21 protein-coding genes are annotated in these 19,310 nt (G+C 48.9%); 5 read left to right on the top strand and 16 right to left on the bottom strand.

The features are described from left to right. Positions 1-153 precede the first annotated feature (153 nt). Positions 154-1,971, top strand: a complete 1,818-nt coding sequence (locus tag KD147_RS03080) for a protein kinase domain-containing protein (RefSeq protein ID WP_212546857.1) — start codon at positions 154-156, stop codon at positions 1,969-1,971. 471 nt (positions 1,972-2,442) lie between these two features. Further along, on the top strand, positions 2,443-2,613 hold the full coding sequence (rmf, locus tag KD147_RS03075) for a ribosome modulation factor (RefSeq protein ID WP_105189745.1): 171 nt from the start codon (positions 2,443-2,445) through the stop codon (positions 2,611-2,613). A 58-nt stretch (positions 2,614-2,671) separates the two neighbouring features. On the opposite strand, the gene fabA is transcribed toward rmf, so the two are convergent. Then, a complete protein-coding gene (gene fabA, locus KD147_RS03070) occupies positions 2,672-3,187 on the bottom strand; it encodes a bifunctional 3-hydroxydecanoyl-ACP dehydratase/trans-2-decenoyl-ACP isomerase (RefSeq protein ID WP_105199010.1) in 516 nt (171 codons plus the stop codon). A gap of 237 nt (positions 3,188-3,424) precedes the next feature. Between fabA and KD147_RS03065 the strand changes: the two genes are divergently transcribed. The 3 genes from KD147_RS03065 to KD147_RS03055 are packed head-to-tail and all read left to right on the top strand — an operon-like array spanning position 3,425 to position 5,562. Then, the gene (locus KD147_RS03065; protein WP_212546856.1) at positions 3,425-4,282 is read left to right on the top strand and encodes a 6-carboxytetrahydropterin synthase; all 858 of its coding nucleotides are present in this window, start codon (positions 3,425-3,427) and stop codon (positions 4,280-4,282) included. Further along, positions 4,275-5,132 carry a M23 family metallopeptidase gene (locus KD147_RS03060; protein ID WP_212546855.1) on the top strand — a complete coding sequence of 286 codons (858 nt, stop codon included), beginning with the start codon at positions 4,275-4,277 and terminating at the stop codon, positions 5,130-5,132. Before KD147_RS03065 ends, KD147_RS03060 begins: the two co-directional genes overlap by 8 nt. Beyond that, the gene (locus KD147_RS03055; protein WP_105254164.1) at positions 5,125-5,562 is read left to right on the top strand and encodes an acyl-CoA thioesterase; all 438 of its coding nucleotides are present in this window, start codon (positions 5,125-5,127) and stop codon (positions 5,560-5,562) included. The genes KD147_RS03060 and KD147_RS03055 overlap by 8 nt, the downstream gene beginning before the upstream one ends. A 177-nt stretch (positions 5,563-5,739) precedes the next feature. Here the strand turns inward: KD147_RS03055 and KD147_RS03050 are convergent, their stop codons facing one another. The 15 genes from KD147_RS03050 to KD147_RS02980 form a co-directional block, all read right to left on the bottom strand. Further along, positions 5,740-7,056 (bottom strand): Na+/H+ antiporter family protein, encoded by a 1,317-nt coding sequence (locus KD147_RS03050; RefSeq protein ID WP_212546854.1) that lies wholly within the window; start codon positions 7,054-7,056, stop codon positions 5,740-5,742. A 4-nt stretch (positions 7,057-7,060) separates the two neighbouring features. Further along, positions 7,061-8,998: a transglutaminase TgpA family protein gene (locus KD147_RS03045; protein WP_212546853.1), complete on the bottom strand. Its 1,938-nt coding sequence runs from the start codon at positions 8,996-8,998 to the stop codon at positions 7,061-7,063. Next, complete coding sequence (locus tag KD147_RS03040; RefSeq protein ID WP_212546852.1) at positions 8,991-9,980, bottom strand: DUF58 domain-containing protein; 990 nt, start codon at positions 9,978-9,980, stop codon at positions 8,991-8,993. Before KD147_RS03040 ends, KD147_RS03045 begins: the two co-directional genes overlap by 8 nt. Position 9,981: 1 nt before the next feature. Then, positions 9,982-10,890 carry an AAA family ATPase gene (locus tag KD147_RS03035; RefSeq protein WP_105254160.1) on the bottom strand — a complete coding sequence of 303 codons (909 nt, stop codon included), beginning with the start codon at positions 10,888-10,890 and terminating at the stop codon, positions 9,982-9,984. A 6-nt stretch (positions 10,891-10,896) separates the two neighbouring features. Then, a complete protein-coding gene (locus tag KD147_RS03030; RefSeq protein WP_212546851.1) occupies positions 10,897-11,277 on the bottom strand; it encodes a response regulator in 381 nt (126 codons plus the stop codon). 580 nt (positions 11,278-11,857) lie between these two features. Next, on the bottom strand, positions 11,858-13,000 hold the full coding sequence (locus tag KD147_RS03025; RefSeq protein ID WP_212546850.1) for a phage head morphogenesis protein: 1,143 nt from the start codon (positions 12,998-13,000) through the stop codon (positions 11,858-11,860). A 2-nt stretch (positions 13,001-13,002) separates the two neighbouring features. Beyond that, the gene (locus tag KD147_RS03020) at positions 13,003-13,545 is read right to left on the bottom strand and encodes a hypothetical protein (protein WP_212546849.1); all 543 of its coding nucleotides are present in this window, start codon (positions 13,543-13,545) and stop codon (positions 13,003-13,005) included. Between the two features lie 23 nt (positions 13,546-13,568). Further along, entirely contained in the window at positions 13,569-13,748 is a 180-nt protein-coding gene (locus tag KD147_RS03015) for a hypothetical protein (protein WP_105199000.1), read from the bottom strand. A gap of 12 nt (positions 13,749-13,760) precedes the next feature. After that, positions 13,761-14,186, bottom strand: a complete 426-nt coding sequence (locus KD147_RS03010; protein WP_212546848.1) for a hypothetical protein — start codon at positions 14,184-14,186, stop codon at positions 13,761-13,763. Positions 14,187-14,195: 9 nt separating this feature from the next. After that, positions 14,196-14,813, bottom strand: coding sequence for a DUF3164 family protein (locus KD147_RS03005; RefSeq protein ID WP_212546847.1), 618 nt, complete (start codon positions 14,811-14,813; stop codon positions 14,196-14,198). A gap of 3 nt (positions 14,814-14,816) precedes the next feature. After that, the gene (locus KD147_RS03000) at positions 14,817-16,310 is read right to left on the bottom strand and encodes a phage portal protein family protein (protein ID WP_212546846.1); all 1,494 of its coding nucleotides are present in this window, start codon (positions 16,308-16,310) and stop codon (positions 14,817-14,819) included. Then, entirely contained in the window at positions 16,303-18,042 is a 1,740-nt protein-coding gene (locus KD147_RS02995) for a hypothetical protein (protein WP_212546845.1), read from the bottom strand. The genes KD147_RS03000 and KD147_RS02995 overlap by 8 nt, the downstream gene beginning before the upstream one ends. Next, complete coding sequence (locus tag KD147_RS02990; protein ID WP_212546844.1) at positions 18,042-18,545, bottom strand: DUF1804 family protein; 504 nt, start codon at positions 18,543-18,545, stop codon at positions 18,042-18,044. The genes KD147_RS02995 and KD147_RS02990 overlap by 1 nt, the downstream gene beginning before the upstream one ends. Beyond that, positions 18,545-18,796, bottom strand: coding sequence for a hypothetical protein (locus tag KD147_RS02985; protein ID WP_212546843.1), 252 nt, complete (start codon positions 18,794-18,796; stop codon positions 18,545-18,547). The genes KD147_RS02990 and KD147_RS02985 overlap by 1 nt, the downstream gene beginning before the upstream one ends. Before the next feature lie 10 nt (positions 18,797-18,806). Further along, positions 18,807-19,253 (bottom strand): D-Ala-D-Ala carboxypeptidase family metallohydrolase, encoded by a 447-nt coding sequence (locus tag KD147_RS02980; RefSeq protein ID WP_212546842.1) that lies wholly within the window; start codon positions 19,251-19,253, stop codon positions 18,807-18,809. Positions 19,254-19,310 lie beyond the last annotated feature (57 nt).

Raw genomic sequence — 19,310 nt, 5'->3', positions numbered from 1 at the left:
TTATATGAGTAATTGTGAGCAAAAAGCATACTGTATTGAACCTGCCTTAACAAGCGCTCAGAAATGACGAATTTGTTTCCTATTATTTCGAATGGCAAAAAAAAAGCGTAAACTGAGCAGATAGTTAGCATTTCTTTATACCTTGAGGTGGCGGTGGCGCAACGGCCGATCACGAACTTTTACATCAACGAAGAGCAGTCTATCTACTTGCTCTCACACCGTGATGCAAAAAAACACAAACAGTGGCTTAATATCTGTATTAAGCAACTGACTATGCTCGGGTATCAAGATGTTGAGTTGATCGGCTCCGGTGCCTATGGGTTTGTATTTGCCGGTGTCGACGACAAAGCGCAGCAATGGGTGTTTAAATTCTCTCGTATTACCTTGGCGCAATCGGTCCGCGATCGCCTCGAAGACGAAGCCTATATGCTGTCGCGCTTTAACCATCCGATGATCCCTAAGTTTTATGCCTTTGAGCGCATTAAAAAACAAGGGATCCTAATGATGGAGCGCTCCTCGGGCCATGATTTAGAGCATTTTTCTCTGCGTTTAGGGAAAATATCCGCCAAACAACTGCTGGCTCTGGCATTGCAATTACACCAGTTACTCTTGCTGTTGCGCCAGCACAAAAACGGCATTACGCCCACGCCCGTGGTTCATGGAGATATTAAACCCTCTAACCTGGTGTGGGACCCTCGCACCGGGGCCTTATCCCTGGTTGATTGGGGCAGCTCGGTGTATGCCCAGCTGGATGCCGAGGGGCATCCCGTGGGGGCCAATGTGATGGATTTAATGTCGGCGGATATGGCCAATACCAATGCTCGCATGGGCGATGTGTACTTTATCGGCGATGAGCAGATGTCCGGTGCAAAATCATCGCCGCGATTCGATGAGCAGGGCGTGGCTTCGACCCTGTATGCCCTTGCTTCCGCTCAGTCTTGTCGCTTTGGCGCCCAGGTTATTCCGGCCAGCACCTTGGGCCTGCCTATGGAGTTCGCCAAGGTCATAGACGGTATGCTCAGTAAGGACAAGGCCACGCGGGACAAGGCAGGAGATTATTTTATCCGTAATATGCCGTCCATGGCGCGGGCCTATGTACCGGCGCAGCTTCGAGCCCCATCCAAGTCACTGATCCCATTTTGGAGCTCGGTGGCGACCACCTTGCCAGATACCGTGGTTTATAGCTCGCGCAAACAGTTTTTGCGTCAGGCCGACAGCGATAAGCGTTTAAGTGATGTGAATGATGCCCAGTTGGAGCGTTATTACCGCGAGTTTCTATTCGATACGGGTGATACGGAAAAGGCCTTCCTTGCCGCCATTAGCCGTTTGGCTAAATATCCGGTGGTGGGTGGCCTAAGTTTTCATTGGAAACAGGAAAACCTGTTTGTCGAGTCAAGCCTGATTTTGTATGACGAATCCTTGCAGTTAGCGTTTCAGGGTGCGGTCGATAATACGGTTAAATTGGCGCAAGGCATTGAACAAAAGGGCTTATTTAAGTGTTGTTTATTTGACGCCAGGCAAACCATTCAAGTGGAGAGAGATGACACCGGCGCCTTTGTGTTTGAGCAGTTACCCGAGCTGAGCTATGACGTCATAGATATACCCTCCACGGAGATGCTGAGGCCGCATTCGTACTTTGAGGATGGCAAAGACCCGGACGAACAGTTGCAGTTGCCGAAAAAGATCATCCAGTGCGTTTTTGAGCTCAATAAAATTCACCACACCGGCTGTATTATCTTTGAGTCTTTAGCGCAACGTCTGAAAATCCACCATTATTATCGCCTACTTGATGCCAGCCAAGAGGCCCGTTTTACGCAACTCTTAAATGAAATTATGCAGTATGCCATGAGCATAGACGGGGTAGGTGTGGCGGGCTTTATGAAGCTGCCCTATAAGAACACACGAGAGTTTTCGCTGTGTGCAAAACAGCCGGATAAATTTTTATCTAAGAACCCAAAAAAACATAGTTGATGCAAAAATTAACATAAGATCGCGCTTCGAAAACGCATTGTCGAGAAGATCCGAGCCACTTTTGTTTTCTACCAAAAGCGTGCACATATTATATCTAGCTGGATAAAAAAATAAGACTTGAAAACTGCCTCAAGAGACGGCAGATTGAACTTAGGGACAGCGGAACTTATTAGTCGCTTTTGCTGTCAGTAGTTGTAAGTATCGTCCGTTTTGTGCAAAAAAATATTACCGTCAATTACACGGGGTTTTGCACTTTAGACGATGCCTTTATTACGGAGTCCATGTAATCGGTCGAAGAAACAGAGGTACGGCCACTTATTTTTTCGCAGTCAACAACTGTTCAATGAGCCAAACTAACCCAATGTGATTTTAAGTATGGCCAATAAAAGTGACAGTTCTATTAATTATCCATTACTTGTAGATGATAAAAACACTACAAATGACGAAACTACAATGGTGAGGACTTTACCTATGAAGAGACAAAAACGTGATCGTCTAGAACGCGCCCATTCTCAAGGTTATAAAGCAGGCATGGCAGGCCGCTCAAAAGAAAACTGCCCCTACCAACAGCTCGACCCGCGATCACAATGGCTTGGCGGGTGGCGAGAGGCCATCGAAGAACGAGCCCAATTTAAAGTCTAAATTTACAAATAGAAACGCCGCTTAAATAGCGGCGTTTTTACGTTTTGAATCGTGCTGATTAAAACGCGCTGGTGTCTTGGAATAGACCCACTTTCAAATCTTTCGCTTCATAGATAACGCGACCATCTACCTCTACGGTACCATCGGCCATGCCCATGAATAGTTTGCGTTTAATAACACGCTTCATATCGATGCGGTAGGTCACTTTCTTAGCCGTCGGTAAGATCTGACCGGTGAATTTAACTTCACCCACACCTAGTGCACGACCCAGACCAGGACCACCTGACCAACCTAAGAAAAAGCCCACGATTTGCCACATAGCATCAAGACCAAGACAACCAGGCATAACCGGGTCGCCCTTGAAGTGACAGTCAAAAAACCACAGTGATGGATCAATGTCCAGCTCGGCTACAATCTGGCCTTTACCGTGCTCACCACCGTCTTCGGTAATAGAAACGATGCGGTCCATCATTAACATATTGTCGCTAGGAAGGCGGCAGTTGTTCTCACCGAACATTTTACCTTCACCACACAACACCAAGTCTTCTTTTGAGTAGCTATTCTTACGTTCCATAACACACTTATTGTTTGAAAATTTGCAGCTACTTTAGCGTACACCTGTACGCTAAACAACTCTGAGCAGTCATTTAATGGTCTAGATTTACAGGTTTTTTATTTAATTTATGTGAATGTGGCGTTGTGTCGCTGTTACAGGGGCGAGAATTTTCAATAAATCCCCAAAAGGGCAGCAATTTAAACCTTTCCTCTGTATAATTTGGGCAAACTTCTTAATTGCTTGTTAGGCTAGCCTATGACTTTGTTTGTCAACGATCTTACCGTTATCGATTTTTCATATTTTTGTCCCGACCGCGGACCGGTAGGAGAAAGTTGGATTGTTGATTTGACCCTGGATGGCGATCTGAATGATGAGTCCATGGTGCTTGATTTTGGTTTGGTCAAAAAGCAGATAAAGCGCATTATCGATGACAGCGTCGACCACACCTTGGCCGTGCCGATGCAGGCTGATTTACGCCTGGTTGAAAATGACGCCTTGGTGATTCTAGACGCTCAATTTGGTGACAATTCCCATCTAGCCATGAGTGCACCGTTGCAGGCGGTCAGTAAAATAGACGCGCCACGCATCGACGAGCAGGCCTTGACTGAACACCTAATTGCCTTGATCACCCCGCAATTGCCGGAAAATGTGACCGGCATGGGTTTGAATCTGCGTCCGGAACCAAGTAATAGCTTCTATTACCACTATTCTCACGGCCTGAAAAAGCACGACGGTAATTGCCAGCGCATTATTCACGGCCACCGCAGTACCCTGGGTATCGAACTTGATGGTATGGCGATGCCAAGGCTGCAAAAGGAATGGGCCGATCGTTGGCAAGATATTTATTTACTGAGCGCCGAAGATCGGGTTGAGGCCTCGCAACTGCAGCATATCCAGGCTAAAGATGGCGACCTATGCAGCCGTTATCGCTCGACCCAGGGTGAATTTGAGTTGGCCATTAGCGCCGAGCGTGTTGAAATTCTTCCTTGTGATACCACGGTTGAATGCATCGCCGATTTTATGGCGCAAGAATTAAAGCAACAATATCCCGACAGGAAAGTGAAGGTCACCGCTTATGAAGGGGTAGGGAAAGGATCCATCAGTTATGCTTAAACGACTCATTTGCTCAGGTTTTATTACGCTTGCATGCCTAGGTAATTCGTTAGCCGCCCAAGGGGGTGACTTACCTGCGCCTTTAGTTAAGGGCTCGCTTACCCAAGGCGCCATGCTCATCGGGCAATTGCCCAACGCGCAAAAAGTCGTGTTTGCCGAGCGCGAACTAAAACGAAACGCCGAAGGCTATTTTGTGTTTGGCATTGGTCGCGATGCCGAGGCGCAGCAACAACTTAAATGGCTTGATAAGCAGGGCCAATGGCAGCAGCTGGATTTCACTGTGAGCCAGCGCGACTACAAGATAGATAAAATAGAAGGGGTGGAGCAAAAGTATGTCGCCCCACCCAAAGAAGTGTTAGAGCGAATTAGCAGTGATGCCGCCATGGTTCGTGAAGCCCGTGCCAAAGAGTCGGATTTAACGGCATTCATGGCTCCGGTTTATCGCCCGGCTCAAGGGCGTATTTCGGGAGTGTATGGCAGCCAACGTTATTTCAACGGTACGCCTAAGCGCCCACACTTCGGTTTAGATATCGCTAATAAAACGGGCACGCCCATCTATGCGCCTTTACCTGGGCGCGTGGTGTTCGCACACCCGGACCTTTATTACTCCGGCGGTACGGTGATCATCGACCATGGTCACGGCATTAGTTCTACCTATATTCATATGCACAAGGTGTTGGTGGATGAAGGTGAAATGATTAAAACTGGCGAGCGCATCGGCCAAATCGGTGCCACAGGGCGGGTAACAGGCCCGCATTTAGACTGGCGTTTTAACTGGTTTAACACCCGGTTAGATCCACAACTTATGATGATAGATACTCTAGCGAGCGAAACTAACACGAATGACTAATACCCTAGATAAAGACGCAATTGTTGCACAGCGTATACAAGACTCAATCACCCACGTAACTAAAACCGTGTTTCCTGGGCGAACCAACCACCATAACACCTTGTTCGGCGGTGACGCCTTGGCTTGGATGGACGAGGTTGCCTTTATTGCCGCAACGCGTTTTTGCCGTAAGCCTTTAGTAACCATCTCCTCAGATCGGGTTGACTTTAAAGAGGCTATCCCGGCTGGTACGTTTGCCGAATTGGTGTCTACTGTCGTACACGTAGGTAACACCAGTTTAAAAGTCGACGTGGAAATATTCCTAGAGACTATGCACAAAGACAATAAGCACCTGGCTATTCGTGGTAGCTTCACCTTTGTTGCCGTTGATGAAAACCATAGACCGACCCCCGTGGTCTGTGAGCGCATGCTCAACGGATTCCAAGACTAATGAAATAGGGAGCTGAGGCTCCCTTTTTTATAATGGCACATATATTGAACACATCATACCTATACTTGATGATGTAAACCTTAGCATCGTGAATAATAGTGAGAACATGACTGCCAAAAGGTAAGTAAAAGCGATATTTGGCTGCATGGCGGCACATTTAGGTTTTACAAAGAGGTGTTACAGCACCATGGCTGCAATCCAGCCAAATATCACCAAAGGAATATTAAAGTGGATAAAGGTAGGGACCACGGAATCCCAGATATGATCGTGCTGGCCATCAACATTTAGGCCCGATGTTGGCCCTAAGGTCGAGTCGGAAGCGGGGGAGCCTGCATCTCCTAACGCACCGGCGGTGCCCACTAAAGCGGCGGTGGCCATGGGTGAAAAACCGAGTTGCAAACACAGTGGCACAAAAAGGGCGGCGATGATGGGCACGGTGGAAAATGAGCTGCCTATGCCCATGGTGATCATCAAACCAACTAACAGGATTAGCAGGGCGGCCAACGGCTTATTCCCGGCTATCATATCCGCGGCACCGCTGACCAAGGTGTCGATGTGCCCGGTTGCCTTCATCACTTCGGCAAAGCCCTGAGCGGATATCATAATAAAGCCTATCATTGCCATCATGGCCACGCCCTTAGAGAACACATCTTGGTTTTCATGCCATTTAACAATACCAAAGACGGTGAAGACCATGACCCCAACCAAACCACCCAGGATCATAGACTGACTCATAAACTGGGCTATCAGCGACAAAACGATGGCCAGTGTACCAACCAATATTACTTTGCCCGGGCTCTCTACCTGAATAACGTCGGCCTCGGTTACTAAGGTGTGATTGTATTCACGCTTACGACGGTAACTAATAAACACCGCCACCAACAAGCCGACGAACATGCCGATGGCCGGAAGTATCATGGCCTTTGGCACCGAGCTTTTATCAATCACCAGGGCATTTTCAACCAGGTTAAGATGCAAAATGTTATAGAGATAAATGCCGCCAAAACCATAGGGCAGCACCATATACGCGGTGGCTAGGCCAAAGGTGAGGATACAGGCGATGGCGCGGCGGTCTAATTGCAAGCGATTAAAGATTGCCAACAGGGGCGGAATTAAAATGGGGATAAAGGCGATATGCACGGGGATCAGGTTTTGCGAACTTAACGCACAAAAGAGAACAATAGTCATGATGGCAAAGGATAAATAGCGCTCAGAGGTTTGCTCCTTACCCATTAGTGCCAACAGTCGCGCCGCGAGTAAATTTGTAAGGCCAGACTTGGCGATGGCCACGGCAAAGGCACCGAGCATGGCATAGCTCAAGGCTATTTCTGCACCACCTGAAAGGCCATTATTGAAAGCATTTACCGTATCGGTGAGGGAGAGGCCGCCGACCAAGCCACTGGCAAGTGCCGCCACCGTCATGGCGACAATAACATTAACCCGAAACAGGGTTAATAGGAGCATGAGTAGCACGCCGACTATGACTGAATTCATTTTTTTAACCTATTATTTTTATAGATTGATTCACTAGTTTTTTGAGCTCCAGACGCTGTTTATTCGTCAATGGCTTTTGCTTATAAGTGGCCTGAACATACAGGCGAGATATTTGCTCCATCTGCGCTTTTAGTTTTGGTGTATGGGTGGCCAGGTAGGCGAGTTGCGCGACCGGAGTCAATTGCTGTGGCGACAATAGGGCGCTGGCGTCAGCGGCATTAAACAACTTGGCTAGCTGTGTGGCACCAAAGCTTAGTTGCACCTTGCGTTGGCGTGAACTTAACATCAATACAATAAACAATACAAGGGCGATGACAATCACGACTAAGGCCATGCTGTATTGTGCAAACTGACTCCCCAGTAAACCCTTTAGTAAGTTATTTTGTTTTTCCTGGTCGAAGCCAAGCACCCATTTAGTCCAGGTATAATCAATTTTTTCCAATTGAATACGCAACCAATTCAATGACTCAAAATTGCTAAGTTGTAAAAGGCCCAGCTCCAGGTTGGCACGAAATTCCTGCTGCAGCTGATCAACCTGGGAGAGCGAGCCATTGAGGCGCTCGGGTGCCACCACAGAAGTGGCATCAAAGCGTTGCCAACGCTCGCCGTCATGGTATTCCACCCAAGCATGGGCATCATACTGGTAGACGGACAGGTAATTGCTGCCACCCACATTTTCTCCACCCAAATAACCGGAGACCACCCGAGCCGGTATTCCCACGCTGCGCATCATAAAGGCGCTGACGCTGGCGTAATGGCCGCAAAAACCACGCTGTGTCTGGGTTAAAAAAATATCCAGCGTATCGCTGCCGGTGATAGGCGTTGGAGTCAGCGTATAAGTAAAGCCCTGGTTGCGATAATAGCCATATAGCTCGGAAGCAAACGCCTCAGCGTCCTTGCTTGAGGCTCCGAGGCGCTTCGCCAATCTGCGAGCGTGGGGGTTACCTTGCTGTGGCAGTTGGGTGTAAAACTGGTATTCGTAACGACTAAGGGTCGCGGGTAATTGCGGGCGATAGCGCAAAGGGTATTTAAAGCTTGAGGCGGAAGGGTCTTTACGTTGTAACAAGCCATCATAGAGGTTTCTGACCTCGGATGCGCGACTTACTCCGTCACCGAGTGTATAAAGCCAGCGGTTGGCACTTTTTTCCAGGTAAATTTGTGCCGAGCCACTATACGCTGGCCAGTCGATATCTTGGCGCACTTGTGCCGGGCCTTGCTCCTTAACCCAGGCTTTGCCATCGAAACTCGTGTGTAACATGGCGCGCCAGTAATAGGGAGGAGCGGCTTGAGTGTCGTTAAATTCGGCGCGAAATACCAGTTCATCGGATTTTGCCAAGCTGGCAATATCGAAGGGGTCGATTCGCTCATTCAGCCCGGTTTTAGCGGAATTAGCCCCGGGCAACTGCCAAAAGGCCGGCATTTTTGGTACGAATACCAACATCAACGCTGCCAGGGGAACTGCTATGCTCAGCGAATAAATGCTCTTACGCGTGGCCAAACGCGTGGTTGGTAAGCCGTTAAGACTCGCCAGCGCAATGGTTAGGGTGATGAAAAAAAGACCTACGAGTAGGGTGCTATAGAGTGATTGCTGATACAAAAAGACCGTTGAAATAGAGAAAAAGGTCAGTACGATCACCGTTTGTTGCTGTTTTGCATTACCTGCTTGCAGTAGTTTTAAAATGCTGGCCTGAAGCAACATGGTCACAAACAATAAAACACTTTGTTTTAAGTCCACGGTAATAAAGAGTACCGCCAATAAGGCCGCCGCGAGAATATTGGTGATCAGCGTCGCAGGGCGAGTGAGCCCCTTACTCGCCATCAAGAGGTTCCAAAGACACAAGAGCAGCAACAAACTCAACAGCATGGTCGGCAGCTCATTTGCTAACAACATGATGATGCCAATATAGATAAAACTTAAGGCGCTGCTGGCAAAATTAGTCATAATGTGTGCCCCGGTTTCTATAAACGGCCAGGGCGCGCAGCGCTTTTAGGTAATGTTCATCGCTGTTGTCACAGGCCAAGGTAACGCCGGGCAACTTAACGGCGATGGCTATATGTTGGAGCTGCGCCTGCTCGACACTATACGCCATCAGGCTTAGGCGATGTTCAACGTCACCAGGTAGTTTATCAAAATCAACAACATAGGCACTGTCCGCCTCGGTTATAAATTCTTTGACTAACAGCTGCTCTCGCTTGGCGAAGTGCTTCCAGGAAATACGGCGATAATCGGCCAGTTGTTTATGTTCTTTAAGGCCATCAAATTCGTCGTTGCCGGACTGAGTTAAAGCACCTCGGGTTTGTTGTGGGGACTCGACGATCGCTTCTTTACTGAGGCCATGGTTGTGAGACTGGGGCGCCGGATAAACGTAATAATCGGCATTGGCCTCAAGGTAACTCCATACTTTTGCAAGGCCAAAGGGATAGGTCGAAAATATCTTTAACCTTGGTACCTGGTAACAACCCCGAGGCTGTTTTTCGCCACCGATAGTAACATCCTGACTATTACTATCGACCTTTTCCACCAAGGCCGTGCTACCACGCCACTGTAATTGAATGGCATAGCTATTACGCTGCTTGTTCGCCACACTCAGACGATAGGTTCGTCCTTGATTGGCATAACCGCTGGCAACTTCTTTAAATTGCAACTGCAGCCCTTTGATATTGGCGTAGGATTGGATCAAGGACATAAGTACCAACACCAGCATTAAATAGGAGCTCAATTGCACCAGGTTATTTTGGTAGTTGGCGGCGAGGATAAAGTTGAGCCCGGCGACCAGAATAAAACCAAAGCCAAGCTTTGAGGGCAATACGTAAACGGTGTTGTGACTTAAGGTCAAGGCCGCCGTTTTATGTTTATCCCTTAGTAGCCAATGTTGTAGACGGTGATGGAGTGGGGCGAAGACCTTGTGTAGCAGGGCGGCCATACTACAAAGGCACCTTCACCCGGCGCAAAATATCCTCGCAGACACTGGCCTGGCTGTAATTGTCGTGTGGATTTACACGATGCTCACAGATACTGGCAAACACAGCCTGTACATCCTCGGGCATTACGTAGTCACGGCCTTCCAAAAAAGCCCAAGCCTTAGCACCTTGGGCCAAAGCTATGCTGGCTCGCGGTGATAATGGATGGGTAATATCCCGGTCGTGACGCGTTAAGGTCACTAAAGCAAGAATATAGTCGACCACTGTGTTAGCGATGTTGACTGTATCCACCTGATTTTGCATATGCTGCAATTCATCACAGGTGATAATGGGCTCGATGATCTTGTGTCTTTGTGGACCAAGGCCCTTAATAAGTAGTTTTTCAGCGTCTGCCGGTGGGAAACCCAGGCTTATGCGCATAAAAAACCGGTCCAGCTGGGATTCGGGTAGTGGAAAGGTGCCGGATTGATGTTGCGGGTTCTGAGTGGCAATAACAAAAAAGGGCGCTGGCAAGGTATAGCGCTCGGAGTCGATGCTGACACAGCCTTCTTCCATGGCTTCAAGCAAGGCACTTTGGGTCTTGGGGCCGGCCCGGTTAATTTCATCGGCCAAAACAATTTGACTGAAAATAGGGCCTTTATGAAACGTAAACTTTTGTTCTTTGGTGTTAAAAATACTGGCACCCAGGATATCCGCGGGCAGTAAGTCACTGGTAAATTGGATACGTTGATAGCTCATGCCCAGGGTTTGCGCCAGACCATGAGACAGGGTTGTCTTACCCATGCCAGGAAGGTCTTCCAGCAACAAGTGACCGCGAGAAAGCATGGCGCACAGCGCTAGCTTGATTTGTTGTTCTTTGCCATAGATGACATCCGCCAAACCCAGCGTAAGTTGTTTTAATTTTTCTTGCATAAGGGATTAATTAAGCTCTAAGCGCTTCATTACCATGTCGACTTTATTGGCATTAAAAGGCTTACTAATGTATTCCTCGGCGCCAAATTCCCAGTTGTGCTCAACATTCTCGTAGGAGTTATGATCGGCACAAAGAATGATTTTACAGTGCGGGTGTAGCTCTGACAGGTAGCTGATGATATCGCAGCCGTCGCTATCGGGTAAGGCGATATCGACAAAGATAACCTTAGGGTCTAGTTGTGCGAGTAAAGGCTTAGCGTCGTTAATATCCGCGCTACCGGTGATCTGGTCATAACCTAGGTCGGTGAGAATCGCGGCTAAAGAACAGCGCATGGACTGATCATTGTCGATGATCAGAATTGGCTCCAGCGGGCGAACAAACTCCATAATGCGTCTTTTTTATTGCTGTTTTAAATAATACTATGCGATAAGGCGCATTTGCTCAATACAACCAACGCATGATTAAACACTTATCGTTAATTTAATTGAAATTTAACGTGCACTTACAGCGTCTGTCTAAGATCAATGCTAGCGCTAAGTATAAGAGCGGCAATAAACAAGAAAATGTCCGATACCGTCTAGTATTGGACATTTAAAAGGTGAAGGAACCGAGCATGATACGCAAAATCCAAAACCACCTATAATTTATGTTATGTTAAATTAGATATTTACATGAATAAAGAGCATTATCCCCTTAATAAAACATGTGTTTGCGCAGCTGTAAGGGGTTGTTCATTTCTAGAATGCAGAGGTTATGAAAAATTTGGCCATCTGGTTTTTGCAAAGCCCTATTTTACTGGCATTCGGGCAACCTGCGCGTCGATTTTATAAAACATCGATTACGGTGAGTTTTAGACAAACACCGTTCAAACTATCTCAAAACCCATTCACTATTGCTCATTCGACGTTTATTTTTGGATGGGTTTAACTCACTTTAAACGCCCTTTAAATACGTTTTAAATCCGCTTTAAAGATTTCTGATCGCTACTACAGAGTTAAATTGTGATCCTCGCTCAAGCACTACAATGACATCACCTAGGAGCAATTGGATTTGTTTGCCCGTAGCCACCGCATTCGTGGCGCCAGCAATTACCTCTACTATATTAGTGATCGATTCTAAGGCCATACCGTTTTGCAATAGTTCTACTATTACCTGGGATGTGATCACCACGGTACTCGTTTCTGCTGCTTTGTTCTTGATGCGCAGCTTTCCAAGTGCATCCGCTGACATATGCCCCAAGGTAAATGCTTTATTGGCAGCGCTAATTGTTTGCGTCGCGCTTTGTGCTGCAATGGCCGCCACCTGTTTGCTTAAAAAGCCGTTAGCCTTGGCCACCGCTTCATTAAACTGAGGAATCGCTATCTTTTGTAATTCACTATCCAGCTTAGCTATGGCTTTGCCCGCTGAAATGTCTGCACCTAGCCATGCCTTACCTGGGTTGTAATCCCAGCCAAGATCTATACCTGGGTACTTCTGTAATACCTCGCCTGTAACCGTATCAGTGGTATCGAATGTTTTAAGGTGCTCGGATAAGGTGCTGGGGTCTGTAACCTTCAAGCCCATGCGCTCGATATCACGTTTGTTTAGTGAGACCACTTTGCAGCGGCAGCCGTAGCCATTTGGCGGGTAATGGGTGTCCCAAAACGGATGATCCAGCGGCAGTAAGATGTAGTTCCAGCGGTTGTGATCCGGGCGAACCCGACTATCACCTGCAGTGGTATATAAAAGATAAGGTCTGCGCCCTTTCAACCTTTCTTGCTGTTGCCAGCGCCCTGCAGCTCGCGCCGTGTTTTTATTGTTTTGGTAAATGACCTCGCTGCGCCAACCCCGCTTGCCATTATATGACCAGCCATGGTCCGCGACGATTTTATCAAAGCGCTTTCTAAACGCAGTGATCGTCTCGCCATCGGCAATGGCCTTGTCCACCGCTTTATAGAACTCGGTGAGCATTTCCATATTGGTCACGCCGGCAACGGTAAAAGCCTTTGAGTGAATAAGGCCGCGCATATCGCGGTATTCAGCGGTGGGCACTTTAATTTTCTGGCGAAAAAAGGCGATCGCTTCTTTAAAAGGAGTTAAATCGCCATATTGGGGGGCGCTTATAGGCATTGTTACTGCTCTTTTAACGACTGTTGGATGTCTTGAATTTCATTGCGGCGGGAATTGTCGCGGCTATTACCGAAGAAGAAATTAAGTATCGAAGCAACCACGGTACCAAGGATAAAACCAAGGATGGTATCGGCAAACCGCGTTGACGCTTCGGGTATCTCGGTGAACGTAATAAGGCCTATATATAGTGCAGTAACAATCGACCAGAACCAGGCGTAGTAATAGATGAAGCGCTTTGAAAATTTATCATCCTGGTTAAGGGCTGATATTTGCATTTGTCGTGCGCTTTGGGTGTTTTGAAAAGCGAGTTTATCAAGCTCATTCTCGCGGTTAACGAGCATCATCTTCAGCTGGTTCTGCAGCTCTTCTGACTGTTGAACACGGGCTAAAGCTTCTTCAGGCGTAGCGCTATTGGTGAGCGTTTGCGCAATGTTAACGACTTTTGAGGCCACCGCCTCACCATTATCGCCTCCTATCCACTGCCCTATTTTTTTATCCAGGCCAGTAAGCTTGGCTAACCCAAGCGCAATTGTGATCGGTTCCATAGGATTCTCCTAGTGCCTTAATGTTATACGCGAGTGGCGTTTCTGATGTTTTCATATACTTGAGCTGCAGCGATTCTTTCAGGGCCCAACTCGCAATTTACAAAGTATTCATGAGCTAGCTTTTCTGCTTCTCGCATATACTCAAGCAATTTTCTTTTCCGCTCATCTTGAGAAGGTTTTAAAGATGGGACTTGTTCACTCATAGCTTTCTCCTATTAAAATTGGCAACTGTTGGTATCTATTAGCTCTAACCCTTCAATCCGCTTGAACTGGCGTACCAGCGACTTTGCAGTAGTAAATGAGCAGTCGAAGAACTCACGTTTTTCGTACAAGTTTGGGTAGTGCTTCTTGGCACCGCGTTTACCAAACGCCTTCTCTATGCGTTTGATGTCAGCAGCCTTAAAAACACTGAAGGTACGTTTACGCCACACTTGCTCTAAGCAGCTGGGGCGGCTATCTGATTTTGTATACCACTCGCCTTTGATTTCATGGTCGATGTAAACGGCTAGCATGGTTGTTGACTCCGATTTCTTAACTCGATGCACAGAGATTTCGTGCTCCCCTAGCTTGAATCGCGCATGGCCTAGAATCGCCGCTAAGTTGGTTTCTATCTCGCTCCATTGCTCTTTTGTGATGGGCATAGGAACCTCCTACAACTTGGCGATATCTAGCGAAATGGCAACGTCATGGCCATTGGCGTCTTGCTTGTAGAAGCGAATAAATCGGCTTGAGTCCACTACCCCAACCGACTCAGCAATAATGTTCATGGCCTTTTGCCACTTGCCCGACTCGTCCGCAATTTCGAGCTTACGAAGCGATAGGATGCGCTGCGGATTAAGCGAGCCTTGCTTGTCGGTTGAAAACACCTTGCTGACAATGGCGCGAATGTTTTGGTTGCCGTCGGCGGTCCATTCTTCCAGGCACTCATCAATGAGTTGTTTGGCCAGTGTCAGCTCAGGGCCAAGCTCGATGCGCTCCTGGGTTTGCACTTTTACAGACAACTTGTTGTCGAACGAGCGCAGGGTCACATTGCCCTTTTTACCGCCCAGCTCTACTTCATGTTCCTGGGCAAGCAGCTCGATAAAATCGTCAACCTCCTGCATTTGTGCCTGTTTAAACGCGGCCAGCTCTGCTTGTTGCTTTTCGGCCAGTGCAACGGCTTTTTGCACAAACTCGTCTTTGATCAAGTCGGTTTGTTTGATGTTGGCAATAGCTACCAGGTTGCCTTTGCCGTCTTGTTTGTAGCCTTCGGGGATTGGGTTTGTCATGGGTTACTCCGTCATTTCTGTGGTATTGGCGTCAAACATGCCCGCCGCAAATTCATACTCCAACGCGCTGGCGGTAACCTTGGCTAGTTCGCTGTCGTTCATGTGCGGGAATGCGTCTTTAATCTTGGTTTTAAGCTGTTCGAGGTTCTCGGCGGCCTTGGCAAACTCAAAGATCCGTTTAAGGGTGTGATCCGTTGCAGCATCGAATTGCTGCTGGCCATCAATATCGAGTTCCGGCGGGCTGGCAAAGGAAAACTCAGACTTAGCCGGGGTAGCTATGCCTTTACCGTCTTCTGGCACATCCAGCAGAGTTTCGCCTTTTTTAGGCTGGGGAATGCCTAATTCTTTATAGGCCCATGCCACCGACACCGGCACCAATTTGGCCGACTCTTTCACGCGGTTAACGGTTTCTACGTTTACATCGCGCTTATCCTTGTAGATGAACTTAGGCAACTCGCCGCCATCGAAATTAACCTGGTGCAACTGCTCGATAATTTGGTTGCGAGCATCGGCTACCAGGGCTCTGTCGGCGCGCTGATTTTCTCCGGCTCGTTTGGCGTGGGTTTCGCTGGCAGCACGGGCGCCGCCGCCCTTTTGCTCGGTGGCCAGCGTTTGGCTGGTCAGTGCCTTGCTGATTTCGGCGTTACACAGGTTGATTAAGCGCTCAGGGAGAGGCTCGCCGCCGCCTTTGCGTTCCAGTATTTCCACACTGGTATCGTCGGGAATGGCAGCAATGCCGTCTTCAACCAACTTGGCTAAGCCATCAAGTAAGTTGCCAATTTCCTTATCGTCGGCGCCCATTGGGTATTTACCCACGGGGAATGGAATACCAAAGCGCTCGCATAGCTGGACAAAGAACTTAAAGCCGCCGTGTTTAAAGGTCCATGGCCAAAAGCAGCTGCTCAACAGCGCCACACCATAGGGGTTATCGGCTTCTGGCATATGGCGAACACATACCCAGCGGCGGGGATCGGTTGGCTCACCCATGGGGCTTTCTGCGGTTTTAACCTTAAGTTCGTGCGCCTGGTTAAAGACAAATTGGGTAGACTTCCACGCCTCAACACTGCCCGGCAGCCACTGGCCATCGCTCTTTTCATACGCGCCCAGGTGCAACACCCTAAAGCCGTGCAAAATAGCGCTGTAGGCATGCCAATCCATATCAAGCCAAGAGGTATTTACCATCGGACGACGAGCAAAGAATCGCTTAGCCAGCTCATAGCTTTTCATGCTGGCTGCGTCTTCGCCGCCGGGTACCAGCTCATAGTTAAAGCTGTGCAGGCCACTGCGTAACGATCGCAGCTCACCAATTACATGGGGGTCGCGGCTTATTTCGTTATAAATAGCGGTGTTTTTACCGGCTTTGCGCAATATTGGATCGAGGTTCGGTAATTCCCCCAGTAGCGGCAACAGGCGTTGATCCAGCGTGCTACTGCTAAACATCCGGGTAATGGCTTCATAGGCCTTCGAGTTAACTCGCGGCTTGCTCTTGCTATACATGGTAACCTCGTATTAATTTCGTCACGCGGCGGCTGGCCGTACGTGGAATGCCGCCCGCCCCTGTGCTTGCCAGCATCCACAAAATGGCCAGCGTACAGCTCAGGTCATAGTGGTGGCCGGTTTGTTTGTCGGGCCAGTTTTCCAGCTCATCAAGCACCAGACGGCAATTAGAATGAAAGGCAATCTGCGCGGGCTGGTTGGTAACGTAAGGCTCAAGGGCGCCAATGCGTTCTTCCTGGCTCAGCGATGCAGTAACCCCACGCAGCGGCAGTGCTATGCCCTGCTCCAGGCCGCGCTTAATAAACTCACTGCGCATAAAGTCAAAAGCGTTGTTGTTTTCAAAGCCCCACACCTTGCAGTTGTACTCGCGCTGGGCGCGGATAATGTCGTTAAGCAAACGACTGGCACCCCGCACTTTGCGGCTCTCGTACTCAACGTGCAACTTGCCCAGGTCACGGCTATAAAAGCCCACCAATATGGCGCTGGGGTCGGCCTTTTCAGTTTTGCCCATACTCGGGTCGCAAGCGCCGTAGGCTATCCAGTCGCTTAGGCGGTCTACCCAGAAATCGAACTGGTAGAAAATCGCTTCTTCGTCAGATTTGGCGATGCCCTGCATCTCTCGATTAAATTCGCGTTTGTTGGCTGCCCACATGGCCATCAAGTCATACAGTGTGCGCACGCTGGGCCAAGACGTTTGCGCCCCTTTGCTCATCTGCTTTTTGTTCTTAAGCCAGAATTTAAAGCTTGGCTTGTCCTCGGTACTTACCGCCTCGCCTTTGGCTGCAGCCTTCTTCTGATACTCCTTATCCTTGTGCAGCATCAGCTCACGGCATTCTTCCCACAAGTCCATGCGCTCGGGCATTTGTTTAATGGCCTTAAAGCGGTGCACCATATGGCCCGGCGCTTGCTCGGCACGAGAGATAGGGTCGTCGTTGTTAAGCACCGTATTCACACCGAGGAACTTAACAGTGCCATCGGGTGGGCCCAGGTATTGCACTGCAGCTTCAAGGAAACGCCAGCGCGCATCGCGCATAGTGGCCGATTTGGCCTCGCTATCGGTGATAATGTCATCGGATAAAAGCAGCTTGGGGCGGCTGGCGCCGTGGAAGGTACCGCGCACCGATTGATCCGCACCTCGGCTTTCAAAGCGCACGCCCTGTGCGGTAATAAACTCGCCTATTTTCCACACCGGGCTGGCCTGACATACTTCGGGGAAATCCAATGCCAGGTTGTTATTGTTCAACAGCTCGGTTTTAACCACCTCTAAGGTTTTGGTCGGTAATTTGGTTTCGGCACCAAACAAGATTACAAAGTCGATAAAGATATCCGGCTTGCTCAGGCCCGTTTCTGCTCGCACCTCGGCATCTTGCAATAAAGCCAGAACGGCCACATACACAGGACCAAGTTTGACCGCCAAGGTCGATTTAGCTTCACCACGGGGCGCCACAAACCAATCTTTCCAGCCGTTTTTAAGATTAAGCGCCTTGGGGAACCAATCCATAAAATACTGCTGAAACTCGGACGGCTTTTGGCCTTCCAATAACCACATATGGTGCGGAAAATAGGTATACACAAAGAATTCGAAATCACCGCCTAACACCCGCTTGCGGCGCTCGGCGATGGCCGCAGGGCTTGGGTCTATGTTGCGCTCTTTGGCTTCTATGTCGCGGCGCAGCGCGCCGGTGATCTGCTCTATCTCTTGCAAGAACTCTTTGGAATTCATATCCGCCATTAGTCGTCTAGCTCCTTATCCAGGACAGGGCCAAACGACTGCAGTATTTCGACAAGGGGCTCGGTAAACTCAGGGTGCTTGCGCGACACAAACTGCGCCAGCTTCTTAATCACCTCGGTAGCTATGGTGCGCTTTTCCAGGCGCTTATTACCGCCTGACACCTTCATTACCTTGCTCATCATATCGGTGAGGCTGGAAAGGATCTTAGTGCGCTCAGGTAAAGGCAATCCCTCGCCATTTTCTTTGAGCAAGTTAAACGTTTCGTTTACCTGGATGGTAAACTCTTCGATAAAGTCGGCGGTAAACTCGCCCGCTTCACCTTCTGTGCGACGGCTGGCGGCACGGGCTAAATCCCAGTCATCGCCTGCGGCCTTGGCTTCCATCTTCCAGCGCCGTGCGGTGCCATCGGCAACACTATGTTTAATGGCCGCCACAGACAGCGCCAGTAACTCAGTGACATAGCTGTGACGTACAGCATCTTTGACGTCTTGGGAGTGAGCCATTAGCTAAGCACCCCCTGCTTGAGGGCTTCGGCCACCAAAGCGACGGCCAGCCCAGCTGCACCACCGACGCTGGCCATCTTTACCCGGTTGTTTGAAACCTGTTGCTCAACGGTCGAAACACGGTCTTCCAGCTTATCGACACGGGCATTGATGTCTTCTTTTAGCGAGCTGATCTGCTTTAGAATCGCCGTCTGCCCGGCCTGAATCTGGCCTATATTCTGAAAAAGTAGATTTTCTTGTTCTGGAGTCATACTGGCACCTTTATGGTTTGAAGACTTTAATACCAGCCCAGGTGGGCGTGCGCACGTCAAAATGGAACCAGTTCACATCGGCTTCAATGGCAGTGATATGAGGGAATAAGTGGGGGTGCTCCAGCACATACTCGCGTACTTCTTCGGCGCTAAAGTCTTTAAACGAGCAATCAAAGGCTTTGCCTAGCTTATGCTGGCTGCGCGTGGCGCCAACCTCGCACAGCAAGGGGCGATAGCCACGGTATTGCAAGCCGCCGTTAACCGTGTGCCAGGTATTTACAATGCAAGGGCCAAAGGCTTCGCGCAGTGCCTGCAGTGTTTCCAGGGCGCGGGGGTCAAAAAGGTTGGTTAGAAATAACGGGTTGTCCGCGAATGCTTCATACACATCCTTGGGTACCAGTTCTTGGAAGATAAAGTTGGGTGCCTTGGGCACTTTCACTCTAGCATGAGGCTTCATCGCATACTGTCCTGTTGTGTTGTTTAAGTCTGTTTTTATTCATCAGATAACACGCAG

The sequence above is a fragment of the Pseudoalteromonas sp. BDTF-M6 genome, assembly GCF_018334135.1.
Taxonomy (GTDB): Bacteria; Pseudomonadota; Gammaproteobacteria; order Enterobacterales; family Alteromonadaceae; genus Pseudoalteromonas.
Note: the sequence above shows the minus strand (reverse complement) of the source record. Positions and strands in the feature narration are given on the sequence as shown.